At 63.2% G+C, this 19,922-nt stretch carries 14 protein-coding genes and 1 other RNA gene; 7 read left to right on the forward strand and 8 right to left on the reverse strand.

The features are described from left to right. Window positions 1–12: 12 nt before the first annotated feature. Window positions 13–528: a 2-oxo-4-hydroxy-4-carboxy-5-ureidoimidazoline decarboxylase gene (gene uraD / locus GEV39_RS08055; protein ID WP_054911344.1), complete on the reverse strand. Its 516-nt coding sequence runs from the start codon at window positions 526–528 to the stop codon at window positions 13–15. Continuing rightward, window positions 528–1,454: an allantoinase PuuE gene (gene puuE, locus GEV39_RS08060; protein WP_009683931.1), complete on the reverse strand. Its 927-nt coding sequence runs from the start codon at window positions 1,452–1,454 to the stop codon at window positions 528–530. Before puuE ends, uraD begins: the two co-directional genes overlap by 1 nt. A gap of 399 nt (window positions 1,455–1,853) precedes the next feature. On the opposite strand from puuE, the gene uraH reads away from it, so the two are divergent. Beyond that, window positions 1,854–2,207 carry a hydroxyisourate hydrolase gene (gene uraH / locus GEV39_RS08065; protein WP_173888139.1) on the forward strand — a complete coding sequence of 118 codons (354 nt, stop codon included), beginning with the start codon at window positions 1,854–1,856 and terminating at the stop codon, window positions 2,205–2,207. 172 nt (window positions 2,208–2,379) lie between these two features. Here uraH and GEV39_RS08070 read toward each other — a convergent pair whose 3' ends face one another. Then, window positions 2,380–3,729 (reverse strand): NCS2 family permease, encoded by a 1,350-nt coding sequence (locus GEV39_RS08070; protein WP_056801455.1) that lies wholly within the window; start codon window positions 3,727–3,729, stop codon window positions 2,380–2,382. A 283-nt stretch (window positions 3,730–4,012) separates the two neighbouring features. Here GEV39_RS08070 and GEV39_RS08075 point away from each other — a divergent pair, with 283 nt between their 5' ends. Further along, window positions 4,013–4,768 (forward strand): GntR family transcriptional regulator, encoded by a 756-nt coding sequence (locus GEV39_RS08075; protein WP_054890194.1) that lies wholly within the window; start codon window positions 4,013–4,015, stop codon window positions 4,766–4,768. A 102-nt stretch (window positions 4,769–4,870) separates the two neighbouring features. Here GEV39_RS08075 and guaD read toward each other — a convergent pair whose 3' ends face one another. From guaD to xdhA, 4 genes are all read right to left on the reverse strand, one after another. Beyond that, window positions 4,871–6,175: a guanine deaminase gene (guaD, locus tag GEV39_RS08080; RefSeq protein ID WP_173888141.1), complete on the reverse strand. Its 1,305-nt coding sequence runs from the start codon at window positions 6,173–6,175 to the stop codon at window positions 4,871–4,873. 10 nt (window positions 6,176–6,185) lie between these two features. Continuing rightward, window positions 6,186–7,031, reverse strand: a complete 846-nt coding sequence (gene xdhC, locus GEV39_RS08085) for a xanthine dehydrogenase accessory protein XdhC (protein ID WP_173888143.1) — start codon at window positions 7,029–7,031, stop codon at window positions 6,186–6,188. Window positions 7,032–7,179: 148 nt separating this feature from the next. After that, a complete protein-coding gene (xdhB, locus tag GEV39_RS08090; RefSeq protein ID WP_173888145.1) occupies window positions 7,180–9,579 on the reverse strand; it encodes a xanthine dehydrogenase molybdopterin binding subunit in 2,400 nt (799 codons plus the stop codon). Continuing rightward, window positions 9,572–11,026: a xanthine dehydrogenase small subunit gene (gene xdhA, locus GEV39_RS08095; RefSeq protein WP_173888147.1), complete on the reverse strand. Its 1,455-nt coding sequence runs from the start codon at window positions 11,024–11,026 to the stop codon at window positions 9,572–9,574. Before xdhA ends, xdhB begins: the two co-directional genes overlap by 8 nt. A 267-nt stretch (window positions 11,027–11,293) precedes the next feature. Between xdhA and GEV39_RS08100 the strand changes: the two genes are divergently transcribed. From GEV39_RS08100 to ffs, 5 genes are all read left to right on the forward strand, one after another. Next, complete coding sequence (locus tag GEV39_RS08100) at window positions 11,294–11,953, forward strand: GntR family transcriptional regulator (RefSeq protein WP_173888149.1); 660 nt, start codon at window positions 11,294–11,296, stop codon at window positions 11,951–11,953. 3 nt (window positions 11,954–11,956) lie between these two features. After that, window positions 11,957–15,445, forward strand: coding sequence for a chromosome segregation protein SMC (gene smc / locus GEV39_RS08105; protein WP_173888151.1), 3,489 nt, complete (start codon window positions 11,957–11,959; stop codon window positions 15,443–15,445). 205 nt (window positions 15,446–15,650) lie between these two features. Then, a complete protein-coding gene (zipA, locus tag GEV39_RS08110; protein WP_173888153.1) occupies window positions 15,651–16,544 on the forward strand; it encodes a cell division protein ZipA in 894 nt (297 codons plus the stop codon). Between the two features lie 235 nt (window positions 16,545–16,779). Further along, window positions 16,780–19,110, forward strand: coding sequence for an NAD-dependent DNA ligase LigA (gene ligA / locus GEV39_RS08115; RefSeq protein ID WP_173888155.1), 2,331 nt, complete (start codon window positions 16,780–16,782; stop codon window positions 19,108–19,110). Window positions 19,111–19,363: 253 nt separating this feature from the next. Next, window positions 19,364–19,460: signal recognition particle sRNA small type (gene ffs / locus GEV39_RS08120), an RNA gene on the forward strand. A gap of 27 nt (window positions 19,461–19,487) precedes the next feature. Here the strand turns inward: ffs and GEV39_RS08125 are convergent. After that, on the reverse strand, window positions 19,488–19,907 hold the full coding sequence (locus tag GEV39_RS08125; protein ID WP_173888157.1) for a helix-turn-helix domain-containing protein: 420 nt from the start codon (window positions 19,905–19,907) through the stop codon (window positions 19,488–19,490). Window positions 19,908–19,922 lie beyond the last annotated feature (15 nt).

Genomic DNA, 19,922 nt, shown 5'->3' on the forward strand with positions numbered 1-19,922 from the left:
GTCGGCTGCCGCTTACAGCTGCAGCAGGCGGAACAGGGCGATCAGGTTGATCTGCGCCAAGGCTTCCTTGAATTCGGCCTCGCTGTCGTTGTGGATGCGCTTTTCGAACGCGGCGAGGATCTGGTGCCGGTTGCTGCCTTTTACCGCCATGATGAACGGGAACTGGAACTTGGCCTTGTAGGCATCGTTCAGCTCGGTGAAACGGGCGAACTCTTCGGCGGTGCACTGGTGGATACCGGCGCCGGCCTGTTCGTTGGTGCTCGATGCGGTGAGCTCGCCCTGAATGGCGGCCTTGCCGGCCAGGTCCGGGTGAGCATTGATCAGTGCCAGCTGGTCAGTGTGACTGGCGCTGAGCAGGATGTCGCTCATGCGCTGGTGCAGCGCCTCGACTTCGTCCAGTTCACCCAACTGGCCTAGGTCGTAGGCTTTTTCGGCGACCCACGGCGAGTGCTCGTAGATGTCGGCGAATACCTCGACGAAGGCGTCGCGGTCCAGGGCGGAGGGCTTGAGGGTCTTGAAGGCGGTCATCAGGCGTTCTCTTTCTTGTACGGGTGGGTGGTGTGCCAGTGGCGGGCGATGTCCACGCGACGGGCGAACCAGACCTGCTCGTGGCTCTTGGCGTAGTCGATGAAGCGCTTGAGCGCAGCCAGGCGCGCCGGGCGGCCGACCAGGCGGCAGTGCAGGCCGATGGAGAGCATCTTCGGCGCTTCGGCGCCTTCGGCATAAAGCACGTCGAACGCGTCTTTCAGGTACTGGAAGAACTGCTCGCCACAGTTGAAACCCTGCACTTGGGTGAAGCGCATGTCGTTGGTGTCCAGGGTGTAGGGGATCACCAGGTGCGGCTTGCCGGTCGGGTTGTTTGGCTCCCAGTAGGGCAGGTCGTCGTCGTAGGTGTCGCTGTCGTAGAGGAAGCCACCTTCCTCCATCACCAGGCGGCGGGTGTTCGGGCCGGTGCGGCCGGTGTACCAGCCCACTGGGCGTTCACCGGTGATTTCGGTGAGGATGCGGATGGCTTCGAGCATGTGCTCGCGCTCCTGTGCCTCATCCATGTACTGGTAGTCGATCCAGCGGTAGCCGTGGCTGCAGATCTCGTGGCCAGCTTCGGCCATGGCGCGAATCACGTCGGGGTGGCGCTGGGCGGCCATGGCCACGGCAAAGATGGTGAGTGGGACGCCGCTGTCCTTGAACAGCTTGAGCAGGCGCCATACACCGGCACGGCTGCCGTATTCATACAGCGACTCCATGCTCATGTTGCGCTGGCCTTGCAGCGGCTGGGCAGCAACCATTTCGGAGAGGAACGCTTCGGACTCCTTGTCCCCGTGCAGGATGTTGCGTTCGCCACCTTCCTCGTAATTGAGCACGAAAGACAGCGCGATGCGAGCGTTGCCCGGCCATTGCGGGTGAGGAGGGTTGTTGCCGTAACCGATCAGGTCGCGAGGATAGTCAGCGCTCACTGCAGTCTTCCTTCTTGTGCGTTGGTGCGGGGGGTGGGCGGGCCGCGTCGGGATGTCGCACCACCGGATGAGCTGATTGTATACAACTTATGAAATCTTTTGTAAGCCTGTTTTTCCGCATTTCTGCCCTTTTGTCGCTTCACTGCCAGCAGGAAATTCAGTGCAAGAAACCTGCCTGATTGGTCAGATAATGAAGTTGGCGTCGTTATCCCGCCTGTATTCGCGACCGCTGGGTCGTTTGTGGCTAAGGTACGGCAGGGTGCGGCGGTTGGGTCTAAAAAATTGTGTACAATTTTGCGGAGGAATGTCTTAATGGCGTCATTCGCGCCTACCGCAGGCCCTGTTTGGGTGCGCTGGCGAGTATTTCTTGCCCACAGATTGAACAAGAGGCGACACGCAATGGGACGTTTGACCACACACGTACTGGATGCCGCGCATGGCTGCCCGGGCAGCTCGATCAAGGTCGAGCTGTACCGTGTCGAAGGCCAGCAACTGGAGCTGGTGAACACCGCCCTGACCAACAGCGATGGCCGCGTCGACGCGCCGCTGTTGCAAGGCGACGACTACCGTACTGGCGTCTACCAGCTGCAGTTCAGCGCAGGCGACTATTACCGCGCCCGCGGTGTGCAACTGCCGACCCAGGCGTTCCTGGATGTTGTGGTGTTGCGCTTTGGCATCGACGAGCAGCAGGAGCATTACCACGTGCCGCTGTTGATCTCGCCGTACAGCTATTCGACCTACCGTGGAAGCTAGTTGGTCGCTAGAAGAATCTTCGTAGGTCCTTTGGCCCGCTCTCACACTGGCGGGCTTTTTTTCGTCTGGTGTTTTTGTATTGGCGGTGCCGACCTTTATCCGCGCAAAGGCCGGCACAGCCTGCAGCAACGAAGAAAGGGCGCCGAGGCGCCCTTGGTTAGTGGGGCGAGGTTCAGAGGAACACGAACTTGGCAATGAAGATCGCGCACAGCACCCACAGGCTGGCGGAGATTTCCTTGTACTTGCCGGTACCCGCCTTCAATGCCACATAGCTGATGAAGCCCAGGGCGATGCCATCGGCAACCGAGAAGGTCAACGGCATCATGATCACCGTGACAATTGCCGGAATGCTGTCGGTGGCTTCGTCCCAATGGATGTGTGCCATGCTACCCATCATCAGCATCGCCACGTAGATCAGCGCACCCGCAGTCGCATAGGCCGGAATCATCCCGGCCAGTGGGGCAAAGAACATCGCCGCGACGAACAGTAGGCCGACCACCACCGCTGTCAGGCCAGTACGACCACCGGCAGCAACACCAGCAGCACTTTCTACATAGCTGGTCACCGGCGGTACACCCACCACCGCGCCGAACACGCTCGATGCGCTGTCGGCCTTCAACGCCCGCGACAGGTTCTCGATACGGCCGTCCGGTGCTACCAGATTCGCCCGCTGGGCCACCCCCATCAGCGTGCCGGCTGTATCGAACATGTGCACGAACAGGAACGCCAGCACCACGCTGATCATGCTGACGTTGAACACGCCCGCCACGTCCATCGCCATCCAGGTCGGTGCCAGGCTCGGTGGCATCGACATCACCCCGCCAAATTTCACCAGGCCCAGGCCCCAGCCGGCCAGGGTGACGCCGATGATGCTGATCAGGATCGCGCCGAACACGCGCTTGTAGCTGAGGATGGCGATCAGCAGGAAGCACACCGCCGCCAGCAGTGGCCCTGGCTCATGCAGCGAGCCCAGCTTGATCAGGGTGGCGGGGCTGTCGACGATGATGCCGGCGGTCTTCAGGCCGATCAGCCCGAGAAACAATCCGACGCCGGCCCCCATGGCATGGCGCAGGCTGACCGGGATGCTGTTGAGCAACCATTCGCGCACTTTCGACAAGGTCAGGAACATGAACAGCACGCCCGAGACGAAAACGGCCCCCAGCGCGGTTTCCCAGTTGTAGCCCATGGTGCCGACCACGGTGTAGGTGAAGAAGGCGTTAAGCCCCATGCCCGGCGCCAGGCCCACCGGCCAGTTGGCGTACAGGCCCATCAGCAGGCAACCCAGCGCCGCGGCAATGCAGGTGGCGACGAAGGCGGCGCCATGGTCGATGCCGGCGTCGGCCATGATGTTGGGGTTGACGAAGATGATGTAGGCCATGGTGATGAAGGTGGTCACCCCGGCGATCATTTCGGTTTTGACGGTGCTGCCGTGTTGCTTGAGTTTGAAAATCCGCTCCAGCCAACTCGTTTCGAGCGGTGGGGCAAGATCCAGCGTAGGGGCTTCGGATTTGCGGCTTTCCACAGCGTGTACTCCTCAAGTCTTTCTTGTTGTTGTGGGGGCCAGTTCCTGCGCCATGCACTTGGTGACCCCGCGAGGTGAGGCAGACGTCCGACCGTTTTGTTGACTTATGGGTCAAGAAGTTGCTCGATGGATTATGCTTTTGTGTACAAAGAATGCAAATAATGTTTTATGTTTTGTGTGCGCAATGCGTCGTACAACGGCTATATAGCTAAAACGCCCCCTGCGGAATCGCCTCAGCCTGTGTACAATGGCGCCATACTTTCTCTTCGTGCCTCGAGAGCCCATGAACGAACAGCTGCAACCTCTGAAGAAACCTGCACGGGTCGGCAAGGCCGGCCGCAGCGGTACCCAGGACGACATCGTCTACGCGCATATTTTCGAGGCGATTCTTGAACAGCGGCTGGCCCCGGGCACCAAGTTGAGCGAGGAAGCGCTGGGCGAAATCTTCGGCGTCAGCCGCACCATCATCCGCCGCGCCCTGTCGCGGCTGGCTCACGAGAGCGTGGTGTTGCTGCGGCCCAACCGCGGTGCCGTGGTGGCCAGCCCGACCGTTGAAGAGGCGCGCCAGGTATTCTTCTCGCGGCGCATGGTCGAACGGGCCATTACCGAACTGGCCGTGCAGCATGCCACCGCCGAGCAGCTGAACGAGCTGCGGCAGATGGTGCGTGAAGAGCGTGACAGCTTCTCGCGCGGCGACCGTGGTGCCGGTATCCGCCTGTCCGGCGAGTTCCATCTCAAGTTGGCCGAGGCAGCGGGCAATGCGCCGCTGGTCAGCTTCCAGCGCAGCCTGGTGTCGCAGACCTCGCTGATCATTGCCCAGTACGAAAGCGGCACGCGTTCGCACTGCTCGTATGACGAACACATGCAGCTGATCGACGCCATCGAGGCGCGCGATGCCCAGCAGGCGGTGAGCCTGATGATGCACCACATGGACCACATCGACAGCAAGCTGAACCTGGACGAGGAAAGCGCCTCGGACGACCTGCATGCGGTGTTCTCGCATTTGCTGAAAAAGCCTAAGGTTTCCGTCAAGGGTTGATCGTTTGCCTGGTTAGCCCCAGGGGTGTGCATTTGCGCTCACCCCTGGGGCTGCTTTGCAGCCCATCGCGACACAAGGCCGCTCCTACCAGGGCTGCGGTGGCTAGCGCTGGTGCACGCAACGCCCGGCAGCGTAGGTTTCACGCACGGTGCGGTCGTCACCCAGGGTGGTCAGCACGAACAGGGTCTCTTCAATGCTGTTGGACTGCTGAATGCGGTAGTCCAGCAGTGGCGTGGCCTTGTAGTCCAGCACCACGAAGTCGGCATCGTTGCCGGGGCGCAGGCTGCCGATGCGGTCGTCCAGGCGCAGCGCACGGGCGCCGCCGAGGGTGGCCAGGTACAGTGACTTGAACGGGTGCAGGCGCGCGCCTTGCAGCTGCATCACCTTGTACGCCTCGTTCAGGGTGTTGAGCAGCGAGAAGCTGGTCCCGGCGCCGACGTCGGTGCCCAGGCCCACATTGACCTTGAAGCGTTCGGCCTGCGGCAGGTTGAACAGGCCGCTGCCGAGGAACAGGTTGGAGGTGGGGCAGAAGGCCACGGCCGAGCCGGTTTCGACCAAGCGCTGGCATTCGTCGTCGCACAGGTGCACGCCGTGGGCGAATACCGAGCGCTCGCCCAGCAGCTCGAAGTGGTCATAGACATCCAGGTAACCCTTCTGCTCAGGGAACAGCGACTTGACCCAGTCGATTTCCTTGAGGTTTTCTGACAGGTGCGTGTGCATGTACACGCCCGGGTGCTCCTTGAGCAACTGCCCGGCCAGGGTCAACTGTTCAGGCGTGCTGGTCGGTGCGAACCGCGGGGTGACGGAGTAGTGCAGGCGGCCTTTGCCGTGCCAGCGTTCGATCAGCGCCTTGCTTTCGGTATACCCGGACTCGGCAGTGTCGGTCAGGTAGTCCGGGGCGTTGCGGTCCATCATCACCTTGCCGGCGATCAGCCGCAGGTCCAGGCGCTCGGCCTCTTCGAACAGGGCATTCACCGATTCCGGGTGAACGCTGCCGAATACCAATGCGGTGGTGGTGCCGTTGCGCAGCAGTTCCTTGAGGAAGATCTTCGCCACCGGGTCGGCGTGGGCCTTGTCGGCAAACTGCCGTTCGCACGGGAAGGTGTAGGTGTTCAGCCAGTCCAGCAACTGCTCGCCGTAGGAACCGATCATGCCGGTTTGCGGGAAGTGGATGTGGGTATCGATGAAACCCGGGGTGATCAGTGCGTCCTGGTAGTGCTCGACCGGAAAATCGGCGGCCAGGGTCGGCAGCAGCTCGCTGGCGTGGCCAACGGCGCTGATGCGGCCATCGTCGACGACCAGCAGGCCGTCTTCATAGTATTCATGGGATGCCTCCAGGCCCACCTCGGCCGGGTCAGCGATGCTGTGCAGGATGGCGGCACGGTAGGCTTTGCGGGTAACGGTCATAACTCACTCGTCAAAGGGCTTGGCTGCGCCGGGAGGGCGGCAGCAACTGGGCAATGGGGCCGGCATTGGCGGCAGCGTCGTGCTGGCCAAAGCAGGCGTTGTAGGTGGCGATGATTTCACCGGCGATGGACACCGCGATCTCAATGGGCAGCTTGCCCTTGACCTCGGCCAGGCCCATCGGGCAGCGCATGCGCGCCATCAGCGCGTCGTCGTAGCCCCGTTCGCGCAGGCGGTGCTCGAACTTGACCCGTTTGGTCTTCGAGCCAATCAGGCCGAACCAGGTGAAGTCGTTGCGCTTGAGAATGGCGGCGGTCAGTTCCAGGTCGAGCTGATGGTTGTGGGTCATGACGATGCAATAGCAACCGGCCGGCAGCTGTGCCACTTCGTCTACCGGCTCTTCACTGACCACCTTGGTCACCCCGTTGGGGATGAATTCGGGGAATTCCTGTTCACGCGAGTCGACCCAGCGCACCCGGCAGGGCAGGGCAGCGAGCAAGGGTACCAGAGCGCGGCCGACATGGCCCGCGCCGAACACGGCGATGTGCGCCTGCACTGCAGCCATGGGTTCGAACAGCAGAACGGTGACGCCGCCGCAGCACTGGCCCAGGCTGGCGCCGAGGCTGAAGCGTTCCAGGTGCGGCGTGGTGCGTTGTGCCTCAAGCATCTGCCGGGCGATGTGCAGCGCCTTGTATTCCAGGTGGCCACCGCCGATCGTGTCGAACAGGCCGCTGGCGCTGACCACCATCTTCGAGCCGGCATTGCGCGGGGTCGAGCCGCGTTCCTCGATGATGGTCACCAGTACGCAGGCTTCGCCACGCGCCTGGTGGTCGGCGAGGGCGTTGATCCATTGGTGCATGATGCAGTTCCTCATTCCGGGTGGCCTGTTAGGGCCCTATCCCTGGCAAGCCAGGCTCCCACAGGGACAACACAGGGCTCGCCAGCGGTGCAGCACCTGTGTGAGCCCGGCTTGCCGGCGATAGGGCCCGGACAGGCGGCCACCTACCTCAGTGGGTGACGGTTTCCAGTTTCTGTTCAGTAGGTTGCGCGGCAGCCACCGCCTTTCGCATCTGCTCACACCCCCACAACACCCGCTCCGGCGTTGCCGGCGCGTCGATGTTCGGCTGCACGCGGTAATCGGCAAGGCTCGCCACGGCATCCTTGATCGCGCACCAGGCGGCGATGCCGAGCATGAACGGCGGCTCGCCCACGGCTTTGGAGTGGAACACGGTGTCTTCCGGGTTCTTGCGGTTTTCCACCAGCTTCACACGCAGGTCCAGTGGCATGTCGGCCACTGCCGGAATCTTGTAGCTGGCCGGGCCATTGGTCATCAGCTTGCCCTTGGCGTTCCACACCAGTTCCTCGGTGGTCAGCCAGCCCATTCCCTGGATGAAACCGCCCTCTACCTGGCCAATGTCGATGGCCGGGTTCAGCGAGTCACCGACATCGTGCAGGATATCGGCACGCAACATCTTGTATTCACCCGTCAGGGTGTCGACGACCACCTCCACACAGGCAGCGCCGAAGGCAAAGTAGTAGAACGGCCGGCCACGGGCCTGGCTACGGTCGTAATAAATCTTCGGCGTACGATAGAAACCCGTGCTGGACAGCGACACCTGGGCAAAGTACGCCTGCTGCACCAGTTGCTCGAAACTGACGATCTGATCGCGCACCCGCACATGGCCGTTGCGGAACTCGACGTCTTCCTCGGTCACCTGGTAGTGCCGTGCGGCAAACTCGGTCAGGCGTTTCTTGAGGATCTCGGCCGCGTTCTGGGCCGCCTTGCCGTTCAGGTCGGCACCGCTCGAGGCTGCCGTGGGCGAGGTGTTGGGCACTTTGTCGGTATTGGTGGCGGTGATCTGGATACGGCTGAAATCCACCTGGAAGATCTGTGCCACCACCTGCGCCACTTTGGTGTTCAGGCCCTGGCCCATTTCGGTGCCGCCGTGGTTCAGGTGGATGCTGCCATCGGTGTAGATGTGGATCAGCGCACCGGCCTGGTTGAGGAAGGTGGCGGTGAACGAAATGCCGAATTTGACCGGGGTCAGGGCCAGGCCTTTCTTCAGCACCGGGCTGTTGGCGTTGAAGCGGCGGATCGATTCGCGGCGTTCGGCGTAGTCGCTGCTGGCCTCCAGCTCGGCGGTCATCTCCTCGAGCATGTTGTGCTCGACGGTCTGGTAGTAATGGGTGACGTTGCGTTCTGTCTTGCCGTAGTAGTTGGCCTTGCGCACCGCCAGGGGGTCACGGCCCAGGTGGCGGGCAATGTGGTCCATCACCTGTTCGATGGCAACCATGCCCTGCGGGCCGCCAAAGCCGCGGTACGCCGTGTTGGAGGCGGTGTTGGTCTTGCAGCGGTGACCATGCACGGTGGCATCGCCCAGGTAGTAGGCATTGTCGGAGTGGAACATGGCGCGGTCGACGATCGAGCCAGACAGGTCGGGCGAGTAGCCACAGTTGCCGGCCAGGTCCAGATTGATGCCATGCAGGCGCCCATCTTCATCGAAGCCCACGTCGTACTCGACGTAGAACGGGTGGCGCTTGCCGGTCATGGTCATGTCTTCGACCCGCGGCAGGCGCATCTTGGTCGGCTGGCCGGTCAGGCGCGCCACCACCGCGCACAGGCAGGCCGGGCTGGCGGCCTGGGTTTCCTTGCCGCCAAAGCCGCCGCCCATGCGGCGCATGTCCAGTACCACCTTGTTCATCGGCACGTCGAGTACTTCGGCGACCAGCTTCTGCACTTCGGTGGGGTTCTGCGTGGAGCAGTAGACGATCATGCCGCCATCTTCGGTAGGCATCACCGAGGAAATCTGCGTTTCCAGGTAGAAGTGCTCCTGGCCACCGATGTGCAGGGTGCCCTGGAGGCGGTGCGGGGCGCTGGCCAGGGCGCTGGCGGAGTCGCCGCGCTGGTGGGTGTGGCTGTCGAGCACGAAGTGCCGCTTGCGCAGCGCGTCGACCACGTCCAGCACCGGTTCCAGGTCCTCGTATTCGACGATTGCGGCCATGGCCGCCTTGCGTGCGGTGTCCAGGTCACCCGCAGCCACGGCCAGCACCGGCTGGCCGAAGAACTCGACCTTGTCGATAGCCAGCAGCGGGTCACCCGCCACCACCGGGCCGATGTCCTTCAGGCCAGGGATATCTTCGTGGGTGATGGCGATGCGCACGCCCTCGAAGGCATAGCACGGCGTGGTGTCGATGCGCAGGATGCGCGCATGGGCACGGTCGGCGGTGCGGGCATAGACGTGCAGCTGGTTGGGGAATTCCAGGCGGTCGTCAATGTACAGCGCCTCGCCGGAAACATGTTTGTCGGCGCTGTCGTGCTTGACGCTGCGGCCAACCCCGGTGGTCAGGTGCTGGCTGAACAGTTCGGCCATCTCGGCCTGGCTCTTGGCTACATGGTGGTTAGACATAAGCGGTCACCCGGGTTTCGATGTGCGGCGATTGCTGTTCGATGAAGTACTTGCGCAGCAGGTTTTGCGCAGTCAGCAGGCGGTATTCCTTGCTGGCGCGGAAGTCGCTGAGCGGGGTGAAGTCTTCGGCCAAGGCCTGGCAGGCACGCTCGATGGCAGCCGCGTTCCAGGGTTTGCCGCGCAGCGCGGCTTCGCAGGCGCGCGCGCGCTTGGGTATCGCTGCCATGCCGCCGAAGGCGATGCGCACACCGCTGACCACTCCGTCCTCGATGCTCAGGTTGAAAGCGCCGCACACGGCGGAGATGTCGTCGTCCAGGCGCTTGGATACCTTGTAGGCACGGAACGCCCAGTCGCGGCTGGCGCGTGGCACGATGATCTTCTCGATGAACTCGCTGTCCTGGCGGGCAGTGATGCGGTAGTCGATGAAGTAGTCCTCCAGCGGCATCACCCGTTGACGCTCACCCTGGCGCAGCACCACCTGCGCATCCAGGGCGATCAGCAGGGGTGGCGAGTCGCCAATCGGTGAGGCATTGCCAATGTTGCCACCGAGGGTGCCCTGGTTGCGGATCTGTAGCGAGGCGAAGCGGTGCAGCAGGGCGCCGAAGTCGGGGTACTCGTCGTTCAGGGCGCCGTAGCAGTCGGTAAGCGGGGTTGCAGCGCCGATTTCCAGGTGGCTGGCGGTTTTTTCGATGCGTTTGAGTTCGGCGACGTGGCCCACGTAGATCATCACCGGCAGGGTCTTGTGGAACTGGGTGACTTCCAGAGCCAGGTCGGTACCGCCGGCCAGCAGCCGCGCCTCTGGGTGCGAGCTGTACAGTTCGGCAAGATCCGCCACGGTCAGTGGCACCAGGCAGCGCTTGTCGCCGCTGTTCAGTTCACCGGTCTGGGTGGGGGCAATGGCCTTCAGGCGGCTGATGGTATGCGCCTGCTGAGCATCGAACTGGTCGCGGCAAGGCTGACGGCAGCTCTGCTCGGCGGCGTCGAGGATCGGCCGGTAGCCGGTGCAGCGGCACAGGTTGCCGGCCAGGGCCTCCTGGGCCTGGTGCAGGTCGGCACCGTCGCTGTTCTTTTGCAGGGCAAACAGCGACATCACGAAGCCTGGTGTGCAGAACCCGCATTGCGAACCATGGCAGTCGGCCATGGCCTGCTGCACGATGTGCAGCTGGCCCTGGTGCTTGAGGCCCTCGACGCTGATCAGTTGCTTGCCATGCAGCGACGAGACGAAGGTCAGGCACGAATTGAGGCTGCGGTAGCGCAGGCTGTCGTTGCCCTGTTCGTCCTGGGTCAGTTCACCGACCACCACGGTGCAGGCGCCGCAGTCACCGCTGGCGCAGCCTTCCTTGGTGCCGGGTTTGCCCAGGTGCTCGCGCAGGTACTGCAGCACCGTCATGTTAGGGTCCAGGGCGTGCTCACTACGCAGCTCCTGATTGACGAGAAACTGGATCACGGGGATGGCCTCGCAATGGTTTTATTGTTGTTGGGCGGACTCTAAGCAACACCTGTCCAGCAGGTCAATATTTTTCTGACCCAAAGGTCAAGAAATTGCGCATGGTCTCGCCCAACCCTGTTCATTGCCCTATTGCAAGCATAGATCGCGCCGGCCCCGCGGTTGTCTGCGGGGTCAAATAAAGCGCCTGCTCCCTCTGCGCGACCAATGGTCAAGTGCGCTACACTTCGCCCCTTGTGCCCAGTTCAATGATTTTGAAGGAAAACCATGACGTTCAAGGCCCCGGACAGCCTCTCCGAGCAGATTGCCGATTACCTGGCCGAACGCATCATCCGCGGCGAGCTGGCGCCCGGCGAGCGCATTCAGGAGCAAAAGGTTACGCAGGCACTCAATGTCAGCCGTGGCTCGGTGCGCGAAGCGCTGCTGATTCTCGAACGCCGCCACCTGGTGGCGATTTTGCCGCGCCGCGGTGCGCACGTCACCGAGCTGGACGAACGCAACGTGCGCAGCCTGTGTGCGCTGATGGGCGAGTTCTATATCCTGCTGGGCAACGCGGTTGCGCAAAAATGGCGCACCGAAGCCGACCTGCGCCCGTTTCTGGAAATTCAGCAACGGCTTCAGCGCGCCCACGACCGGCTGGACATCAAGGCTTTCGTCGGCGACAGCTTCGCGGTGATGCGCGCCGCCTATCCGTTTGCCGATAACCCATTCCTGCAGGAAACCGTGGAAAACCTGCAGCCGGCCATGAGCCGTGCCTATTACCTGGCGCTGGACCAACGCCAGGCCAACATGATCGATTACCTCGACCTGTTCGCCCGCCTGCTCGAAGCAGTGGTCGCCCGTGACCTGCCGCACATTCGCGAGGTGCTTACCGCTTACTGCCAGCGCAGCTGCGAACTGGTGCTGGCGGCACTGGCCCGAGGCTGACCGATGCGCCTCAAATGCATTCGCCTGGCCGGCTTCAAGTCGTTCGTCGACCCGACCACGGTCAATTTCCCCAGCAACATGGCGGCCGTGGTCGGCCCCAACGGCTGCGGCAAATCCAACATCATCGACGCGGTGCGCTGGGTGATGGGCGAGAGCTCGGCGAAAAACCTGCGCGGCGAATCGATGACCGACGTCATCTTCAACGGCTCCAGTGGCCGCAAACCGGTCAGCCAGGCCAGCATCGAGCTGGTATTCGACAACAGTGAAACCACCCTGGTCGGCGAGTATGCCGCGTACGCCGAAATTTCCATCCGCCGCAAGGTCACCCGCGACGGGCAGAACAGCTACTACCTGAACGGCACCAAGTGCCGCCGGCGCGACATCACCGACATTTTCCTCGGCACCGGGCTGGGGCCGCGCAGCTACTCGATCATCGAACAGGGCATGATCTCCAAGCTGATCGAGGCCAAGCCCGAAGAGTTGCGCAATTTCATCGAGGAAGCCGCCGGCATCTCCAAATACAAGGAGCGCCGCCGCGAGACCGAGAACCGGATCCGCCGCACCCAGGAAAACCTGGCGCGCCTGACCGACCTGCGTGAAGAACTGGAACGCCAGCTCGAGCGCCTGCACCGCCAGGCCCAGGCCGCGGAAAAGTACCGTGAGTACAAGGCGCAGGAACGGCAGCTGAAAGCGCGCCTGTCGGCCTTGCGCTGGCGCGACCTGGACGAGCGAGTGCGCCAGCGCGAGTCGGTGATCGGTGACCAGGGCGTGGCCCACGAGGCACTGGTGGCCGAGCAGCGCAACGCCGATGCCAGTATCGAGCGCCTGCGTGACGGTCATCACGAGTTGTCCGAGCGGTTCAACCAGGTGCAGGGCCGCTTCTATTCGGTGGCCGGTGACATTGCCCGGGTCGAGCAGAGTATCCAGCACGGTCAGCAGCGCCTGCGCCAGTTGCAGGACGACTTCAAGGAGGCCGAACGCACCCGCTTGGAAACCGAGTCGCACCTGGGGCATGATCGCACGTTGCTGGCGACCCTGGGCGAAGAGTTGGCCATGCTCGAACCCGAGCAGGAAATGACCCTGGCCGCCGCCGAAGAGGCTGCGGCGGCACTGGAAGAGGCCGAGCTGGCCATGCACGGCTGGCAAGAGCAGTGGGACAGCTTCAACAGCCGTTCCGCCGAGCCACGCCGCCAGGCCGAAGTGCAGCAGGCGCGCCTGCAGCAGCTGGAAACCAGCCTGGAGCGCCAGGCTGAGCGCCAGCGCAAGCTGGGCGAAGAGCGCGAGCAACTGGGGAGCGATCCGCAGGACGCCACCCTGCTGGATCTGGCCGAGCAACTGGCCAGCAGCGAAATGTTGCTGGAAGAACTGCAGCTCTGCGAAGAACAGGTGGTCGAGCGTCTGGAATGCGCGCGCGGGCAGTTGCAGCAGGCTACCCAGGCCCAGCAGCAGGCGCAAGGCGACCTGCAGCGCCTGGGCGGCCGCCTGGCATCCTTGGAAGCGTTGCAGCAGGCAGCCCTGGAGCCGGGGGCCGGCGCCGCAGACTGGCTGCAGGGCCAGGGCCTGGAGCAACAGCCACGCTTGGCCGAAGGCATGCGGGTAGAACCGGGCTGGGAGCTTGCCGTAGAAGCCGTGCTCGGCGCTGACCTGCAGGCCGTGCTGGTGGACGATTTCAACGGCCTGGATTTTGCCGGTTTGGAACAAGGCGAGCTGCGCTTGCTGCAGGCCAGCGAAGCCAGCGCGTCGTTGCCCGGCAGCCTGCTGGAAAAGGTCGAAGGCCGTGTTGATCTGGCCCCCTGGCTGAGCCAGGTCAAGCCTGTCGAAAACTTGGCCCAGGCGCTGGCGCAGCGCACATCGCTTGGCGACGGCCAGAGCCTGGTCAGCCGCGATGGTTACTGGGTTGGCCGGCACTTCCTGCGGGTGCGCCGTGGCGGTGAGGCCGAAGGCGGTGTGCTGGCGCGTGGCCAGGAAATCGACCGCCTGGGCCAGGAACAACTGCGGCAGGAAGCGGCGTTGGAACAGCTTGAGCAACAGTTGCAAACCCTGCGCGAGCAGCAGCGGGACCTGGAAGAACAGCGCGAGCAACTGCGCCGCCGCAGCCAGGAAGAAAACCGCCTGCACGGTGAACTGAAAGCCAGCCTCTCGGCCAGCCGTGCGCGCGCCGAACAGGTCGAGCTGCGCCGCCGGCGCTTGCACGAAGAACTGGCCGAACTGGAGGAGCAGCGCGCCCTTGAGCACGAACAGCTGGGCGAAGCCCGCTTGTTGCTGCAAGAGGCGGTGGAGCTGATGGCCCAGGACACCGAACAGCGCGAGCAATTGATGGCCCGCCGCGACGCCCTGCGCGAAAGCCTCGACCGGGTGCGCCAGGAGGCCCGCCAGCACAAGGACCACGCCCACCAGCTGGCCGTGCGCCTGGGCTCGCTGCGGGCACAGCATGAATCCACCCGCCAGGCCCTGGAGCGCCTGGAACAGCAGGCGGCAAGGCTGGCCGAGCGCCAGGAGCAACTGAGCCTGAACCTGGAGGAGGGCGAGGCGCCACAGGAGGAGTTGCGCCTGAAGCTCGAAGCGCTGCTGGAACTGCGCATGAGTGTTGACGAGGAAATGCGCCAGGCGCGCCTGCACATGGACGAAGCCGACCGCGAATTGCGCGAGGCCGAGAAGCGCCGCACGCAGGCCGAGCAGCAGGCGCTGCTGTTGCGCGGCCAGCTGGAGCAGCTGCGGCTGGAGTGCCAAGGCCTGGATGTGCGGCGCAAGACCTTGCATGAGCAGCTGCTGGCCGACGGTTACGACCTGCAAGGGGTGCTTGCCACCCTGGAGTCCGATGCCAGCGAGCAGGGCACCGAGCAGGCGCTGGAGCAACTCGAGGCGCGTATCCAACGCCTGGGCGCGATCAACCTCGCCGCCATTGAGGAGTACGAGCAACAATCTGAGCGCAAGCGCTACCTTGATGCCCAGGACGCCGACCTGGTGGAGGCACTGGAGACCCTGGAAAACGTCATTCGCAAGATCGACAAGGAAACCCGCAACCGCTTCAAGGATACCTTTGATCAGATAAATGCCGGGTTACAGGCACTTTTCCCAAAAGTTTTCGGTGGTGGCAGCGCTTATCTGGAACTGACGGGCGAAGATCTACTCGATACAGGGGTGACGATCATGGCGCGACCACCGGGCAAGAAGAACAGCACCATCCATCTGCTGTCCGGCGGCGAAAAGGCACTGACCGCATTGGCGCTGGTGTTTGCCATCTTCAAGTTGAACCCCGCACCGTTCTGCATGCTCGACGAAGTCGATGCGCCGCTGGACGATGCCAACGTCGGGCGCTACGCGCGCCTGGTCAAGGAAATGAGTGAGAGCGTGCAGTTCATCTACATCACCCATAACAAGATTGCGATGGAGATGGCCGATCAACTGATGGGGGTAACCATGCATGAACCCGGTTGTTCACGTCTTGTTGCAGTTGATGTGGAGGCCGCCATGGCCATGGTCGATGCGTGATGCGCGACGATGCGGGCACTTTCTCCAAGGAAATGCCCCCGTCATGTGCGACAGACGGTGTAAAGTTGTCTTTGGTCGTGCTAGCTTAATGTCACTCGTTTATTGCGTGGGTAAAACGCCTGTCAGAACATAGAGTTGGCGCCACGTGTTAAAGGGCTTTGAACCCTTTGTTTTCAAGCATATTTTTATAGAGGCACGGGATTACATGGAAATCGGTCTGCGCGAGTGGCTGATCCTCATCGGCATCATTGTCATTGCCGGTATTCTTTTCGACGGCTGGCGCCGCATGCGCGGCGGCAAAGGCAAGTTGAAATTCCGTCTGGACCGCAGTTATTCCAACCTGCCGGACGAAGAGGGCGGCAGTGCCGAAGTGCTCGGCCCGCCGCGGGTGCTGGATACCCATAAAGAACCGGAACTGGACGAAAGCGACCTGCCTTCGCTCAGCGCCTCGGCACGTGACCGCGAGCGCGAGCCAAAGCCGGCCAAGGCCAGCAAGCGTGGCAAGCGCGCCACAGCCGCGGCCGATGTGCAGCAGGGCGACCTGGGCCTGAGCGCCGAGCCGCGCGAGCCCGACCTGTTCACCGACAGCGACGACGACTTCGCCGCCGACAACACCCGTGCCAACCCTGCGCCCGCTGCCAGCAGCAGCGTCAAGGAGCTGCCGCCGGCCGAAGAGGTGCTGGTGATCAGCGTCATTTCCCGCGACGAGGGTGGCTTCAAGGGCCCGGCATTGTTGCAGAACATTCTTGAAAGCGGCCTGCGCTTCGGCGAAATGGACATCTTCCACCGCCATGAAAGCATGGCCGGCCACGGCGAAGTGCTGTTCTCCATGGCCAATGCGGTCAAGCCTGGTGTGTTCGACCTGGATGACATCGACCATTTCAGCACCCGTGCGGTGAGCTTCTTCCTCGGCCTGCCTGGCCCACGTCATCCGAAGCAGGCCTTTGACGTGATGGTGGCGGCCGCGCGCAAGCTGGCCCATGAACTGAACGGTGAGCTCAAGGACGACCAGCGCAGCGTGCTGACTGCCCAGACCATCGAGCACTATCGCCAGCGCATCGTCGAGTTCGAGCGCCGTGCGCTGACCCAGAAGCGCTGACAGATCCAACGAAAGAGCAGCCTGAGGGCGTGCGGGTCGGTTCGGGTACCGTCGTTGCCTGTGCCGGCCTCTTCGCGGGTAAACCCGCTCCTACAGGTACACCACCGCCATTGGGCGTGTGATGCCCATGTAGGAGCGGGTTTACCCGCGAAGAGGCCGGCACAGGCAATAGACACCTGGAACCCCGCGCACCACCCCAGGCTGCTCTTTTGCTTTGCAAGAGAAGACAAACCCCATGACCGCCGAAACCCGTATCCACGAACTGCGTGCCGAACTCGACCAGCACAACTACCGCTACTACGTGCTCGACGAGCCCAGTGTGCCCGACGCCGAATACGACCGCCTGTTCAACGAGCTCAAGGCGTTGGAAGCCGAACACCCGCACCTGGTTACCCCCGACTCGCCCACCCAGCGCGTCGGCGGTGCAGCCCTGTCGGCCTTCAGCCAGGTGCGCCATGAAGTGCCCATGCTCAGCCTGGGCAACGCCTTCGAGGAAGCCGACCTGCGTGAGTTCGGCCGCCGTGTGGTGGACGGCCTCGATCAGCCGGGCGCCGTTGACTACAGCTGCGAACCCAAGCTCGATGGCCTGGCCGTTAGCCTGCTGTACCGCGACGGCCAGCTGGTGCAGGGTGCCACGCGCGGCGATGGCACCACTGGCGAAGATATCAGCGCCAACGTACGCACCGTGCGCAACATTCCGCTGAAGTTGCACGGCGAGGGCTGGCCCGCGGTGCTGGAAGTGCGTGGCGAGGTCTACATGAGCAAGGCCGGCTTCGACCGCCTCAATGCAGCCCAGGCCGAAGCCGGCGGCAAGACCTTCGCCAACCCCCGCAACGCGGCTGCCGGTAGCCTGCGCCAGCTCGATTCGAAAATCACGGCCAGCCGCCCGCTGGAGTTCTGCTGCTACGGCGTCGGTCAGCTGTCTGCCAGCATCGGCGACAGCCATATCGGCATCCTTGAACAGCTCAAGGCATGGGGCCTGCCGATCAGCCGCGAGCTCAAGCATGCGGCAGGGATCGAAGAGTGCCTGGATTACTACCGCGACATCGGCGAGCGACGTAACAGCCTGCCGTATGAAATCGATGGTGTGGTATTCAAGGTCAACAGCCTGGCCGCCCAGCGTGAACTGGGCTTCCGCGCCCGTGAACCGCGCTGGGCAATCGCCCACAAGTTCCCGGCCATGGAAGAGCTGACCGAGGTGCTGGACGTCGAGTTCCAGGTCGGCCGTACCGGCGCGGTCACCCCGGTGGCGCGCCTGAAACCGGTCAAGGTGGCGGGCGTGACCGTGTCCAACGCCACCCTGCACAACATGGACGAAATCGCCCGCCTGGGCCTGCGCATTGGCGACACGGTGATCATCCGCCGGGCCGGCGACGTGATCCCGCAGGTGATGCAGGTGGTGCTGGAGCGTCGCCCGGACGATGCCCGCCCGGTTGCCGTGCCAAGCGAGTGCCCGGTGTGTGGCTCGCAAGTCGAGCGCACCCAGCTGGTCAAGCGCAGCAAGGGCAAGGAAACCACCAGCGAAGGGGCGGTGTACCGCTGTGTCGGCCGCCTGGCCTGTGGTGCGCAGCTCAAGCAGGCGATCATTCACTATGTGTCGCGTCGCGCCATGGACATCGACGGGCTTGGCGAAAAAAGCGTCGAGCAGTTGGTGGACGAAGGCCTGATCGGCTCGCCGGCTGACCTGTACAAGCTGCAGTTCGAGCAGGTGGTCGGCCTGGAAGGCTTCGCCGAGGTGTCCACCCGCAAACTGCTGGATGCCATCGAAGCCAGCAAGCGGCCGAGCCTGGCGCGTTTCATCTATGCGCTGGGCATACCGGATGTGGGTGAGGAGACGGCCAAGGTGCTGGCCCGTTCGCTGGGCAGCCTGGCGCGCGTGCAGCAGGCCTTGCCGCAGGTGCTGACGTATCTGCCGGACATTGGCCTTGAGGTCGCCTACGAGATTCACAACTTCTTCGAAGACGAACACAACCAGAAGGTTATCCAGCAGTTGCTCGACAGCGGCATGCAACTGCAGGACGAAGGCGAGTTGGCCGCCGAATTCGCGGCCAGCACCAGCTTGGCCGGCATGATCGCCAAGCTCGACATCGCTTCGGTAGGCCCAACCGGTGCCGAGAAACTGGTAGCCAAGCTCGGCAGCCTGGACAAGATCATCGCTGCCGACGGCATCGACCTGCGCCAGGCACTGGCGGCCAAGCAGGCGGATGCGGTGCGTGAATTCTTCAAGGATGAAGCCAACCAGAAACTGGCGCGGGCTATCGAGGCGCAGTTGCTGGCGTTCGGCATGCACTGGACCAGCGAGAAGAAAGTCGCCGAAGGTTTGCCGCTGGCCGGCCAGACCTGGGTACTGACCGGTACCCTGGAGCGCATGAGCCGGGATGTGGCCAAGGACAAGCTGGAAAGCCTTGGCGCCAAGGTGGCCGGTTCGGTGTCGGGCAAGACCCAGTGCGTGGTCGCAGGGCCGGGGGCTGGATCGAAGCTGGCCAAGGCCAGCGAGCTGGGCGTGAAGGTGCTGGACGAAGAGGCCTTCGTCGCGTTCCTGGCCGAGCAGGGCATCGCTATTTAAGTCCCTGCGCGCGCCCCTTGTGGGAGCGGGCATGCCCGCGAACACCGGCAAAGCCGGTGCCATCCATCGCGTAGCTTGCTTCGCGGGCACGCCCGCTCCCACAGGGCTCGCGCCAGTCTTGCCTGCAACATCACCCCAACCCAGACAAGTCATTGAGAAATGATGACTTTTTCTGCTCCTAGAGGTTGTATCTGCCCCCAGGACCGGTACAATGGCGCCACTCGCTGCTCAGCGAGGCATGTAGTGGTGGCCCCATCGGTCCCCCCGCATTGATTACCCGTTAACCTGGTCAGGCCCGGAAGGGAGCAGCCATAGCGGGAACATCGAGTGCCGGGGTGTGGCTGGTGGGGCCGCCTCCATTCCGGGGTCGGAAAACCTCAATCTGCTGCGAACGCCTTCTTTCTGTCCTGCTTCTCGCCCAATGCCCCCAACGCCGACAGCTTCATCAGTCGCTGGAATTTAGGGCAGGCCAGATGATCCTCCTCAGGGCACTGCGCCGCATGTCGCAAGCCTTTGCTCATAGCCTGTAGGCGCCTGATCCGTGCATCCAGTTCATCGGCTTTGAGTAGCAGCTGCTGCCGGTCGACCTGCAGATTCACCAGCATCGCTCCCATCTCATCCAGCGAAAAACCCGCAGCCTGGCCCAAGGCGATCAGCGCCAGGCGGTCTGCCACATCGGCTGCGAACTGACGCCGCTGGCCGTGTGCAGCGAGCGATTTGAGCAGCCCTTTCTTCTCGTAGTAACGCAGTGTCGAGGCGGGTACGCCCGTGCGTTTGGCAACCTCGGCTATGTCCATTTTGGGTCCTTGACT

This window comes from Pseudomonas sp. NY5710 (assembly GCF_013305665.1).
GTDB lineage: Bacteria > Pseudomonadota > Gammaproteobacteria > Pseudomonadales > Pseudomonadaceae > Aquipseudomonas > Aquipseudomonas juntendi.